Here is a 13,026-nt window from a genome sequence, read left to right on the forward strand (position 1 = left end):
CTCTCCCTCTCTAGGATTTCTTTATTTATTGAAGATATTTATTGAAGATAGGATAGCAAATTATAAATTCGATCACCAGAACGGCTAGGATGGCGGAGATTATGATCTTGCTGCGCGAATTGGCCCAATTGATCGTCCAGCCGAAACCACGGGTGTTCGGAACGATCAACGCCGGATCTTCAGGATTCACGTAGAGGCGGCCAAGCCACTTCCAGTGCTTTTCCTCCAGCGACGGAACGTCCCTCAGCTGATCAATACCCTTGATTCGCATATACAGGATGACGCCGAACAGTGCGACTAAGAGTGCTGTACAGAGCGACATGCCGGAGAGGAAGAGCAGATTTCCCTTCCAGCCGTACAATGTTATGGCTTGCGTCACCCCGTAGAATATAACCATCAGGAGCGACGCGCTCCAAGCCAGAAGCGAATGGATTCTCTTGTGCTTCAACTGTTTCTGCAGCGAACCTTCCCGGTCCTGGGGGTCCAGCGAGGTTCTGGCACGGCTAATCAGCAGGTTGTAGCAGACGAACACGGTAATATTCAGTACTTGCACGAAGTTTAAAGAGAACACCGTCCAACCGGTTTTGTAAAAGCTACAATTTCCGAGATGCAGCACTTGTGGAATCGTATCCCACCTGGCAATAGCCAAGAGGATGCATAGCGACATAACGCCGGCATTTGCCGAGTACCACCAAGAGCTCAGCACCGGGCTATGCATCCGGCCGGCCGTAAGGCTGGCTGTGCGCTTCTTCTGCACTACAGCCTTCCAGCCTCTGGCTGCCTTCAAGTGTTGCGCGGATATCCGGCTTAGCCGGGCTACGAAGGATGAAGCAATCATTAAAAGCAAGATGGATGACGTCAAAATCAGGAGACCCCGCGCCGGTTGTTGGCGTAGCCAGAACAAGCAGGCACCCCCGATGACAACCGCAAAACCGGAGGTCAGCAAACCGTAATTCCGGCGAATGGCGCGGACGGACGGATCCTTCAGGGCCTCCTCCGGCAGCACAATGCCGAACAGAACAGTCCGCAAGCCGATATAGACCTGTAAGCTGAGCATCAGAGCAATCATCAAATAGCTGCTGGATATAATAATCATCTGTTCTTGTGTCACCGTTATTCCCCTCCACGGTTCGTAATTATATCCCGGTATACCGATTTGCTCTCCTGCGCGAATACCTCTTCCGCCATGCCACGTACTGCAGCCGCTGCCGCAAGAGAGCGCAGCTGCCGCCGGAGCTTTGCCTCGAACGCCTCCGTCACACCGGGCATCCCGTCCGGCTGAACAATAACGCCCGTCTTCCGGTGCACTTGAAGCAAGCCTTCCTGCTTAAGCAAATTGTAGGCTTTGTTGACGGTATGGAGATTGATCCCGAGGTCCTCAGCCAGTCTCCGGATCGACGGAAGCGGATCACCCGGCTTCAGCTCGCCTGACGCGATCCCTTCGGTCAATTGATCGGCCAGCTGCGTGTACAGCGGGGTGTCCGATTGCAGATCGAGCTCTATGAACACGAATATCCCTCCTTATGGTTATTTCTGTATTAAAAATACATTTTGTTTGTTATATTACATATATAACATATATGTTGAAAGTGGTGCAAGATTCAGCAGAAAATTGTTCCACTACCGTGTGATTAATGCTGATGCATATGGATATATAAGGTAATAGAATTATCTCTTAAAGGGGGTGTTTATCTTCTTTAAAGCCAAAAGGAGAAGAAAAAAATTTGATGAATTAAAAAGAGAGTTGAGATTCTACCAACCGCTATTCGAATACGTCTCGTATGACGTTCACTGGGTGATGCTAAACAGGCGCCTGTTAAGGATCCTGGTAAGAAGAATCGAAACTATGTATGAAATAGAGCAGCAAGCTCTGGAAGCAGCAATTGACTTAGACAACAATACGATTGAATACATTGAACTGCTGACCCTTTTTTTTGAGAACAGAATTACTGCATTACGTGACTATTTTGATCAGTATTACATGTCCATTAATCCGTTAATACAAGAATCTCCTGATTTTTTTTACGGTCATTTTGATTACATTACAAAGATTTTAATAAACATCAAAGCTGAAATTAAAAGAAAGCAAATCTCCATGCTTCAGCTTCGATATTTAAATAATTATGTATTTTTCTTTTATATGGAAATAGTCCAAGGTATAAACAGATTTGAACAAGTCTCTAAGGAGCTTGAGCAGCTATAACACAAAACAGCAAAACAGCGGTCCCCCAGTTAACGGGAGGACCGCTGCTTAACTTTGTATGAGGACTGAATAAACTGGCTTACTGCGCAGTATATCCGCCATCGATCAGCAGGGTAGAACCGGTGACGCCCCCGAGGCGCTCGCTGGCGATCAGCATGGCGTAGTCGGCGATTTCTTCAACGGCCAGCAGGCGTTTCTGCGGGACGAGCGGATAGATGACCTCCTCCAGCACGCTCTCCAGCGGCACGTTCCGGGTTCGGGCCAGATCCTCCATTTGTCCGCGCACCAGCGGGGTATCCACATAGCCCGGGCACAGGGCATTCACGGTAATGCCGTGGGCAGCGCCTTCCAGAGCGGCGACCTTGGTCAGCCCGATCAGGCCGTGTTTGGCGCTGTTGTATGCGGCTTTACCGGCAAAGCCGATGACTCCATTGATAGAGGCCATGTTGATAATGCGGCCGTAGCCTTGCTCCTTCATAATCGGGAAGGCATGCTTGATGCCGATAAAAGCGCCGGTCAGCATCACCTTCAGCATGAACTCGAATTTTTCCACGGGGAAATCCTCAATCGGCGACACATGCTGCAACCCTGCGTTATTCACCAGAATATCCAGTCTTCCGTAGACTTCTTTAGCTTTGGCAATCGCCGCGCTGTATTCCACCTCCTGGGTAACATCGCATCTGAGGCCATAGGCTTCATAGCCCTGGGCTTGCAATTCTTTGGCAGCGTTGACGGCCAACTCTTCACGTACATCGGAAATGACTACCTTGGCGCCTTCATGGGCGAACTTGCGGGCAATCTCCAGACCGATGCCGCTGGCAGCGCCGGTGACGAAAGCTACTCTATTTTCCAAAAATCTGCTCATTTCTGCATAACCTCCATGGGGATGAATTAGAAGATGGATAGAACGATGGCAAGGGTGAATACGGCAATTGTCTTCAGGCAGGTGATGGCAAAGATATCTTTATAGGATTGCTTATGCGTAAGTCCGGTAATCGCCAGCAAAGTGATGACGGCACCGTTGTGTGGAAGCGTATCCATACCGCCGGATGCCATGGAAGCGATGCGGTGCAGCATTTCCGGGCTGATCCCCAGCGTTTGGGCCATGGAAAGATAGGATTTGCCCATAACCTCCAGGGCGATCGATAAACCGCCTGATGCGGAGCCGGTGACTCCGGCGAGAATGTTGACGGACAACGCTTCGGAAATTAGCGGATGATCGCTGATATTCATGATCCATTCCTGGATGGATTTGAAGCCTGGGAGTGTTTTGACAACGTTGCCGAAGCCTACTTCGGAGGCTGTATTGAAAATGGCAAGCAGGGAGCCCATAGCTGCGGCGGTCAGGCCAGCGGCCATTTTGCCTTTGACCTGGCGGATATTGATACATCCGGCAGCGATAACCCCGATGCAGAGGGCAATAATCAAGGCCCAGCTTGAGGATACGGTTTTGACATTGGCGATATTGAAGGTTTCCAGCAGCTCGCTGCTGTACCAGTTGGTTACTGACATGGACGTCCGGCTGAGCAGGAAGTTGAATACGAGCACCAGCAGAAGCGGCAGAACGGAGATCCAGATGTTTGGATATTTGGCGTTCTCCAGCAATTCCGGTTCGTTCTTATGGCCGGTGCCATAGCCTTCCCCGTTAGCAGCTGCCTGCTTGCGGCGGCGTTCCAGCCACCACAGGCCGCCGATGAAGACGATCAGCGCGCCGGCAATACCGACGAGCGGAGCAGCATAGGCATCTGTACCGAAGTAAGTGGTCGGGATGATGTTCTGAATCTGCGGCGTACCCGGCAGGGCATCCATCGTATAGGTGAACGCTCCAAGTGCGATGGTGCCGGGAATGAGCCGTTTCGGGATATCGGCTTCACGGAAGATCGCTACAGCGAACGGATAGACAGCGAAGGCTACGACAAACAGTGATACGCCGCCATAAGTCAGTACGGAGCAGGCGAGTACAACGGCAAGCATGGCTCTCTTTGAGCCGAGCGCTTTGACAATCGTCTGGGCGATGGACGAGGCAGCGCCGCTAAGCTCCATCATTTTACCGAAGATAGCGCCTAGCAGGAAGATCGGGAAGAAGTTCTTTACGTAGTTTGCCGCATTCAGCATGTATACTTCGGTGTAACTCGGCATCAGGGCGACCCCTGAGATAACTACCGCAAGCAGTGTGAATATAGGTGCAAAAACAATAACCGGAAACCCCCGGTAAGCGAAGAACATCAGCAGGCCAAGCGCCAGAACGATGGCTAAAACCTGAATAACCATGAGAACCCCCCTAATTAAATGTGTAACCTACTTTTTGCTTAAACGGAACCATAGCTCTGTTCCAGAAAACCTCGAATATGCTTTCGTCCCTTCCAACCTTGTGCGCGCAGGTCATTTGTTATGATGGTAACGCTTACATTCAAAGTGTACAACAGCATTCTGCAGGCGTAAAATTCAAGCGGTGCATGCAATCCATGAAAAAATTTTATGGATAGACCGGGACTATTTCTCCCACTTCGCTTCAGACAGGAAATCATTTCTGCACTTGCTTTTTGGTTGTATAAAATATATTATAGATAAATAAAGTCTTTGATTAGAAACAAAGTCCATACTTAAGGTGGAACAAGACATGAAATACTCAAAAGCAACGAACTACGCGCTGCACACGATGCTGTTCCTGGTGGCGTACGCTCCGGATAAGCCGGTAGGAGTGCAGCAGCTTGCCGAACGGCAGAATGTATCCCCTACGTATTTGTCCAAAATCCTGACTAAGCTGGTGAAGGCGGGGCTGGTGGAATCCGCATCCGGCGCGAACGGCGGGTACCGGCTGAGACGCAGGAAGGAAGAGATCTCGTTCCTTGACATTATCCATGCGATCGAAGGTACGGCTTCGCTGTTTGACTGCACACTTAATCATTCCAGTGAGTGTCTGATCCAGCAGGAGATGGTGAAGGCAGAAGGGCAGATGGAGGAGTATTTGCGCAATAAAATGATGTCCGAGCTTGCCGGAAAATTAACGGAGAGCCATTAAGCTCCGTTATTTTTTCGAGATTTTCATAGATATTATAAGTCTGTTAAGTCTGTTAAATAAGAGAGGATGGATTAGAGATGAACAACGGATTATTTGATGCAGCAGTATGGGAGAAGGCCTGGAAGGAAGACCCTAAGGCAATGGCCAACAAGTTCAAAGCAATGGGGATGGACCCGCACCGCAGCTTCGATCATAAGGCGAAGGTATTTAACGAAGAGGTATTCAGCAGCGCCGGAAGAGACAGAAGTGAGCGGATTATCAGCTGGATGGAGGGCCAGGGAGTAGATTTCAATGGGCTCACTGTCCTGGATGTGGGCGCGGCTTCGGGCGGCTTCACCGTACCTTTTATCGAGAGAGGGGCTAAGGTAACGGCAGTAGAGCCTAACATTCCGCTGTCTGAACTGTTTCTGCACAACACCGCAGGCTACGCCCCCGGTCAAGTGGAGCTGGTACGCGAAGCCTTTGAGGATATCGATATTGCGGCCAAAGGCTGGCTGAACGCCTTCGATCTTGTGTTTGTATCCATGTGTCCGGCGGTATTTGACTGGGAGAGTGCGGAGAAGGTCATTAGCTGTGCCCGGCAATACTGTTATATCAGCACATCGGCGGGGGTTCAGGAGCATAGTCTCATGAATGAAGTGCTGCCGCTGCTGACGGGCCGGGCAGTGCATGCGGAATCTTCGGATATGGCCTACCTGATGCAGCTGCTGTATTTGAAGGGATATTCCTACGAATCGATTGTGACCCGGGAGACGAAAAGCAAGGAGCTATCCATAGAGGCAGCGCTTGCTGAAGTAATAGAGATGCTGCCAATGCATCATTTGGACGGGAAAGAGGCTACCCTGAAGGCAGTTACCGAATATTTGCATACAGCTTATCCTGATCAAAAGGTAGTGATCCGCCAAGGCGGACGGTTCGGCAAGGTGCTGATCAAGCTGCAGGATCTCAATATGTACAGCAGAGCAGCTGCAGCCAGGCAGTAAATCATAACAGCATATATACATGACATTGTCTTTCCATAGAAAGATGCTATCATAGAGAGTAGATCCCCACGTGGGATCTATTTTATTATCCGGGAGGACTGAGGGCTATGAGTTTGAGCAAGCGTATTTTCGAGCATGACCTTATGAAGAAAGTGGGTGAAATCTACTATGAGCCATAGTCTCATAACGATTTCCCTGCGCCAGGAGCTGGTGCAGCAGCTGGTCTATCTCGATGAGCATAAATTCGTTATTCTGGACCGGGGCACATGGGAGTCGCCCGCCGAGCGGGCGGAGATTCAGTCCATGATCAGGAGGTATCAGGAGGCGGTGGAGCAGATTCTGTCCGGCGGGGATGAAGCGCTGGAGCAATCCACTGTTCTGGTCGGGTCGCGGGTATCACTGCGGATCGGGCAGGAAACGCTGAAGGATGCCTACAGAATTGTAATTCCGGGCGAAGCTGAGCTGGATGAATTCTGCATCTCCCTCTGGTCTCCGATGGGCAGGGGGCTTATTCTGGCGCGTCCCGGCGATACCGTCACGATCCAAACCCCGTTTGGCAGTGATGAAGTGCTGATTCTGGATAATGTGTATGATTGAAGCTATTCGCTCTTCTGGTAGGTGAAATAAGAACGTTGTTACAGAATTAAGCCCCGGCAATTGCCAGGGCTTTATCTGCATATCATCACTGTTGTATGTCTAACACATTTGCTATTTCATTCTCGGAACTGAAATTCTCCAGATCTATGAGGATTTGCTGCAAGGTATCATTGATCGGTATATAGTTGCCTTCAGATTGTATTTTATTTGAAAAATCAGTAAGTAATTCCTTTATGTAATCCAGGCAGAATTGTAATGATAAAAGGAAGGTTTCTAGTAAAGATTCTTCCGTCATAACTTGATCCGAGTAAAGATATTTTCTAAGAACCTTCAAGGTTACTGTTTTCAATTTCAGCTTATTTTTTTGATTGCGAAGTAAAGGCAATATAATCCGATCAGGAAAATACTTCAAAATATCAGCAAAATGTCTGATAATAAGTAATTCATCTGCTGATTTAATGATATTGTAGTCGAACAGGAACGTTAGAGTGCTCTTTAAAGTTGCTTCATCTTGGATCCAGTTGCCTAGCATAAACTTAATATTTCGAAACGAACTGTTTTGTTGAATTTGCTGAAATAGCTCAAAGGAGTCACTAGGTGAAAAGGACATCATTTCTTGAAGTGTAATTGTACTCATTCGGGTATTCAGAAGTTTACTTACCCGCTCTTTGTCGACATCAAGGTCTTCCCTTTGCATAAACAGCAATATATCCATCCACAGTTTAAGCGGCCATTGCATGAACTCTGGTAAAGACAAGAGCTGCCCGCGTACAATCTTAGTTGATGCTCTAATAATGACTTCACAGCTGGATAAAGAGGTGTACACCTGTTCATGTCTTGTTCTTGACTCATGTATTTTCTTATATTTTTCTGAAACTAATTTTACGATAATTAATAGCAGCTTTTTCTCAAGACCAGATATTTTATTCAGAAGCTCTATGTGGAAATCAATTATATGATAGGCCTTTAGACATTCTTCATAACACGCATACTGCTCCCTGGGATCATGAATAGTAATTATTTTATCAAGAAACTCATTGATGCTGTGCTCGGATACCTCGTTGTCCAACAATACATTACGAAAATAGCGCTCGAAATAAGTCTTATCAGCCAGCCGTTTCTTTCCAAGCACAATATTGTCTTTGATGCTAGAATCTCCGTAGAGTCTTCCGCTGTTGGGAGCCAGATGAACTAACAGTTGCTTAAAGGGTTCATAATCTCGTATTTTTTTGAACTTATTCATCTTAGCATCATCGAGATTATTGTTCGTAGAAGTGAAGAAAGCCTTGTTTTGATATATGTATTCATATATTTCGGGCTTTAGGATTTTAAGGATGGTCAATCGGAACAAGTCGGCCTTGTCCACTTCATTTTGAAGAATTTTTAAATGGAATTCATATGTAAATAAAATCCTCTTGATGTTCCTTGGGGAAAAGTCTAAGGCAGCCAGTTCTTTCAAAACATCATCGAATAACATGCTATCCCTGATCTCCAGATTTTCCCTGATCTCTTCCAAACCCGCAGAAAAGAGGCTGAAAAGTGAGGAAGGATTTGTCTTAGGAAGATAGATGGGAAGTTGAATGAATTTTTCAAGATACTTTTTGCCCTGCTCGTATTCCCCGTGCTCACTGGGTGAGTATAACTTTTGGATGGAGCTTGCTGCAATCTCTTCATCTAGAGACAGTACATAAGTGATATTGGGGAAATCTGCGACAAGTCGAATCAATTTTAGTACAGTTTGTATTTCACTTGGATCTAATCGGTCCAGGTCATCAATAAACACTATGAAGTTTTTTCCTAATGATTTTAATGATACTTCAATATCTTTTTTGAGAGAGTATAAGCTTTTGGCTTCATCTCCTGGAAAAAGTGAATCCAGAGAGTCTTTAAAAGAGAAACTCCATGAATTAGGCCTAAAAGTTACTGAAGATAGTAATTTTGCATACTGCCGAATTTCCCGATATAACTTTGGAAAGGCGCCATAATTCTTCCGGATTTCATCTGAAAGTTGGATTAGGAATTTTTGAAGAATAATGTGATTCCCCTCCCCGAAATACCACGGAGTAAAATCTATAATTATATAGTCAGAATGGTTCGCTTCTTTAAGAAGTTTCCTAGTCATAGCGATAAAGGAGCTTTTTCCTGACCCCCATGCTCCCAATATACCGATTGTGTAGCTTTCACTCCGTTCAGTTAACAAATGATCTTTCAGCTCTTCAGCAAACTTATACCGGTTTAGAAGGTCTTGTTCTTTTGAACCATCTGTCTCCCGGTTTATCATTACTTTGGGACTAGAACGATCTTTAGTGGGTGTTTGTTCGGAATTCTTCTTTCTTTTTTTGATGAATGGATAGAGCAATGTGAACAGAAAAAAAGTCAGCCAAACTATAGCCATTATACTCGTACAACCAAACAGAAATGAAAAAATCCGCCCATTGTTGATGCTTTTAAAGCCCATACCGCTAAAATAGTTAAACAATATACCTGAACATACGGCAATAACAAAAAAATCTCCAGATAAAACAAAAAGCCTATGCTCTGACCTCCAAGTCCTGCCACCCAATCCTATGTAAATCAGAATAACTGCAAGAATGGATAGAAAATAAACTCCGTAGAAAAGAAATTCTATATAAGTGTAGGTATTAATCCACCTCTCTAAAACTCTCACATTGACGCGGGCAATACATATTAAGGCAAAGACGAATAAACTCGTTATTAGTGTTTTCATGCCCTCCCTATACTGAATTTCGTATTGTTCCTTCCATTTCATTGTTCCGCCCCCAGCTTTGAAGTGTACAAGCCAATCATATAATAATGAGTCTCTATAGTCTGTAATGAATTACTCATCATGCGGATCTCGGTTGTTGCTGCTAAACGTAAAAAGGCGTCCCCTATCCTCATTGAGGATAGGGGACGCCTTAACTAGGCACTGCTGTATTCAGAATTTACAGCGCTTCAATTTCCTGGAGCCAGAGTGCAGCGGATGCATCACTCGGCATACGCCAGTCACCGCGCGGCGAGAGGCTGACCGTACCGACCTTTGGTCCGTCCGGCAGGCAGGAGCGCTTGAACTGCTGGGTGAAGAAGCGTGTAACGAATACCTTCAGCCAGGCAACGAGCTGCTCTTTGGGGTAAGCCTCACCGAAAGCGTGCTGGGCGAGGTAGAGCATTTTGCCGGGCGAAGCCCCTGTACGCAGCATGTAATACAGGAAGAAATCATGCACAATGTAAGGTCCCAGAATATTCTCGGTAAGCTGGGCGATCTCTCCGGTTGCGGAAGGCGGCAGCAGCTCCGGACTGATTCCGGTCTCGATGATGCTGTAGAGGAACTTGCCCACCGTCTCATCGGCTTCATGATCCGCATACCAGGCGACGACATATTGGATCAGCGTCTTCGGAATGCCGGAATTGACGCTGTACATCGACATATGGTCGCCGTTATAGGTACACCAGCCAAGCGCCAGCTCGGACAAGTCGCCGGTGCCGATGACGATGCCGCCGTTCTTGTTGGCGAGATCCATCAGAATCTGCGTACGCTCCCTGGCTTGGACATTCTCATAAGTCAAGTCATGCACATCTTTGTCATGGCCGATGTCCTCGAAGTGCTGGAGGCAGGCAGCCTTGATATCAACGACCTGAAGCGAGGCGCCGAGCGCTTTGATCAGGCCGACGGCATTGTCGTAGGTCCGGTTCGTTGTGCCGAAGCCCGGCATTGTGACGGCAAGCACATCGCTGGCCGGACGGCCGAGCAGCTCCATCGCCCGCACTGCGACCAGCAGCGCAAGTGTAGAGTCGAGGCCGCCGGAGATGCCGATCACGGCCTGCTTGGTGCCGATGTGGCGGATGCGCTTCATCAGGCCGGAGGTCTGGATCGAGAGGATCTCCTGGCAGCGTTCATCACGCTGCAGCGGGTTGCCCGGGACAAACGGATTGACGCCGACTGTCCGTTTGAACTCACGCTGGCTGTTCTCACGGACTGGTGAAGCGTAGAGCAGCTCGCGGTAATTGCGTCCGCCCTTGCCGGCCCGGAAGGTGCCCATCACGGTGCGGGAATACTGAATCCGCGGCAGATCAATATCGGCGGTGATCATCCGGCTCTCATGGGTGAAGCGTTCAGACTCGGCCAGCAGCTGGCCGTTCTCCGCGATCAGCGAGTGCCCGCCGAAGACAACATCCGTGGTGGATTCGCCGGTATTACAGCCGGCATAGACATACCCGGCTACGCAGGAAGCGGATTGGCTGCCCACTAGCTGGCGGCGGTAATCGGCTTTGCCGACCAGCTCATTGCTGGCAGACGGGTTGAACAGCAGCGTTGCCCCTGCCTGGGCCAGCAGGCTGCTTGGCGGCACCGGCACCCAGAGATCCTCACAGATCTCCACGCCGAAGGATACATTGCCATTGCTCTCGCAGGCAAAGATGAGATCATTGCCGATCGGTACAACGGCTCCGCCGATCCGCAGCTCGGACACTTCCAGCTCTTCAGCACCGGCGAACCAGCGCGGCTCGTAGAATTCGCTATAACCGGGAATGCAGGTCTTCACGACAATTCCGAGAATATGACCCTGCTGAATGACAGCAGCGCAGTTGAACAGCCGGCTCTTGATGGAGATGGGCAGGCCGGCAATAACGATCATTGTATGTTCTGCCGTTGCGGCAGTGATCCGGAGCAGTGCCTCCGTGGCGGCGTCCAGCAGCCTGGGCTGCAGGAACAGATCCGCACAGGTGTACCCCGTGATGCACAGTTCCGGGAGTACCAGGTACTCAACCTCCTGTGCCGCGGCATTGTTTATGACATCAATAATTTGTTCGGAATTGAATACGCAGTCGGCCACCTTGAGCTCGGGGGAAGCGGCAGCGACTCGCGCGAATCCGTGATTCTGCATGCATTTCACCTGTCCTTTACCTGTCCTTTAGTAGAAGTACACTATCTAAATATTGTACCCATCAAATGGCATTGGTAACAAGCGGGGATTTGCAGCAATAAGCAGCAGCCGAACGGGACGCGCTTTTTGGTAGATTAGGAAATCATTCAATTCACGCAAATGTGTTTAACTTCGAAGAAGCTCCTAAAGAAGAAGCCGGGAACAGCTTTGGCAGTTGGCAGGAGTGAGTGTGGTAGCGTTGGCGGCAGGCAATAGGTGGATTTTCTCCACTTGATCATGAACGGAGGCGCATTTGCCGGGCAGCAGTTGGATAAACAGCACTTACTTTATCGGAAATAGTCTGGAGTAGGGGGAACGCTCGAAATTAAATGACGTTTCTTTCCAACTAATTACCTCTGACGCTCCAAAACATCCGAATTAAGATACGTTTTTCCAACTAATTACCTCTGACGCTCCAAAACATCCGAATTAAGATACGTTTTTCCAACTAATTACCTCTGACGCTCCAAAACATCCGAATTAAGATACGTTTTTCCAACTAATTACCTCTGACGCTCCAAAACATCCGAATTAAGATACGTTTCTCCAACTAATTACCTCTGACACTCCAAAACATCCAAAAGATACGTTTATCCAATTGCTACTAATGATGTAGAGCCAGAGTGGGTATGATCTAGGATGACCATTTAAGCAGCTGCTAATTTCAATGGGGGATTCAGCCGGTACCTAACCATTAATTTTTGGGGTGGACTAACGGACCGGGGGGCTCCCCTTTTCAAATCCATAGTCTCTTTCAACCTTGCAGATTCTTGTCTTATAAGTCATATACCAGTCCGCAATCCCTTTCCGCTGGGCGACCAGATGCCGTTCGTTGTGCTTCCATTGCTGGATAGCCTCGAGAGAATCCCAATAAGAGACAGTAATCCCTACACCATCTCTGGCGCTCTCTACTCCAAGAAATCCAGGCTGGGCGGCTGCGAGTTTGTCCATTTCCTCGGCCATCTCCGCATATTGGTTATCCCCGTCTGTCCGTTCGGATGTGAAAATCACTGCATAATAAGGGGGCGCTGGTGTGTTAGCAATTTCACTCATGACTTTCCCTCCGTTTGTGGATTATTTCTTTATCTATAGTAGTGCATCTATGATCCGGATGTATAGCCTGGCGGACGAACCGGCCTGTCAGAGCTGCTTGAAGCAAGCGCCGGTCCACAAAAGCGGGATGGCAGGGAAGAGGATTGTGCAGCGGTAAAACAACGGGCGGAGGAGCAAAATCCGCGATTGAAGCCAGGGACCTGCGGGCCGCGTTTGCGTGCAAGCTGGTTTTGGGTTAGAATTTTG

Annotated in this window: 11 protein-coding genes; 4 read left to right on the forward strand and 7 right to left on the reverse strand. The window is 48.3% G+C overall.

The annotated features are described in order from the left end of the window. Positions 1 to 25: 25 nt before the first annotated feature. A complete protein-coding gene (locus MHI42_RS31540) occupies positions 26 to 1,111 on the reverse strand; it encodes a DUF5808 domain-containing protein (protein WP_342421756.1) in 1,086 nt (361 codons plus the stop codon). Positions 1,112 to 1,113: 2 nt separating this feature from the next. Beyond that, positions 1,114 to 1,509 (reverse strand): GntR family transcriptional regulator, encoded by a 396-nt coding sequence (locus MHI42_RS31545; protein ID WP_042138822.1) that lies wholly within the window; start codon positions 1,507 to 1,509, stop codon positions 1,114 to 1,116. A 337-nt stretch (positions 1,510 to 1,846) separates the two neighbouring features. On the opposite strand from MHI42_RS31545, the gene MHI42_RS31550 reads away from it, so the two are divergent. Next, positions 1,847 to 2,203: a hypothetical protein gene (locus tag MHI42_RS31550; protein ID WP_336103336.1), complete on the forward strand. Its 357-nt coding sequence runs from the start codon at positions 1,847 to 1,849 to the stop codon at positions 2,201 to 2,203. Between the two features lie 79 nt (positions 2,204 to 2,282). Here the strand turns inward: MHI42_RS31550 and MHI42_RS31555 are convergent, their stop codons facing one another. Both MHI42_RS31555 and MHI42_RS31560 read right to left on the reverse strand, forming a co-directional pair. Then, positions 2,283 to 3,068 (reverse strand): 3-hydroxybutyrate dehydrogenase, encoded by a 786-nt coding sequence (locus tag MHI42_RS31555; RefSeq protein ID WP_342421757.1) that lies wholly within the window; start codon positions 3,066 to 3,068, stop codon positions 2,283 to 2,285. Between the two features lie 26 nt (positions 3,069 to 3,094). Continuing rightward, a complete protein-coding gene (locus MHI42_RS31560; protein ID WP_342421758.1) occupies positions 3,095 to 4,474 on the reverse strand; it encodes a GntP family permease in 1,380 nt (459 codons plus the stop codon). Positions 4,475 to 4,823: 349 nt separating this feature from the next. Here MHI42_RS31560 and MHI42_RS31565 point away from each other — a divergent pair, with 349 nt between their 5' ends. The 3 genes from MHI42_RS31565 to MHI42_RS31575 all read left to right on the forward strand — a co-directional run bounded on the left by MHI42_RS31565 (position 4,824) and on the right by MHI42_RS31575 (position 6,805). Then, positions 4,824 to 5,225: an Rrf2 family transcriptional regulator gene (locus tag MHI42_RS31565; RefSeq protein WP_039295309.1), complete on the forward strand. Its 402-nt coding sequence runs from the start codon at positions 4,824 to 4,826 to the stop codon at positions 5,223 to 5,225. 77 nt (positions 5,226 to 5,302) lie between these two features. Further along, positions 5,303 to 6,208: an SAM-dependent methyltransferase gene (locus MHI42_RS31570; RefSeq protein WP_342421759.1), complete on the forward strand. Its 906-nt coding sequence runs from the start codon at positions 5,303 to 5,305 to the stop codon at positions 6,206 to 6,208. Between the two features lie 168 nt (positions 6,209 to 6,376). Then, complete coding sequence (locus tag MHI42_RS31575; protein ID WP_171718175.1) at positions 6,377 to 6,805, forward strand: GreA/GreB family elongation factor; 429 nt, start codon at positions 6,377 to 6,379, stop codon at positions 6,803 to 6,805. Between the two features lie 85 nt (positions 6,806 to 6,890). On the opposite strand, the gene MHI42_RS31580 is transcribed toward MHI42_RS31575, so the two are convergent. From MHI42_RS31580 to MHI42_RS31590, 3 genes are all read right to left on the reverse strand, one after another. Then, positions 6,891 to 9,575 carry a P-loop NTPase fold protein gene (locus MHI42_RS31580; protein WP_342421760.1) on the reverse strand — a complete coding sequence of 895 codons (2,685 nt, stop codon included), beginning with the start codon at positions 9,573 to 9,575 and terminating at the stop codon, positions 6,891 to 6,893. Positions 9,576 to 9,750: 175 nt separating this feature from the next. Beyond that, positions 9,751 to 11,688 (reverse strand): NAD(+) synthase, encoded by a 1,938-nt coding sequence (locus MHI42_RS31585; RefSeq protein ID WP_342421761.1) that lies wholly within the window; start codon positions 11,686 to 11,688, stop codon positions 9,751 to 9,753. Positions 11,689 to 12,438: 750 nt separating this feature from the next. Further along, positions 12,439 to 12,780 carry an antibiotic biosynthesis monooxygenase gene (locus tag MHI42_RS31590; RefSeq protein ID WP_042138817.1) on the reverse strand — a complete coding sequence of 114 codons (342 nt, stop codon included), beginning with the start codon at positions 12,778 to 12,780 and terminating at the stop codon, positions 12,439 to 12,441. Between the last annotated feature and the right edge of the window lie 246 nt (positions 12,781 to 13,026).

The organism is Paenibacillus sp. FSL E2-0178 (assembly GCF_038593005.1).
GTDB lineage: Bacteria > Bacillota > Bacilli > Paenibacillales > Paenibacillaceae > Paenibacillus_AQ > Paenibacillus_AQ phytohabitans.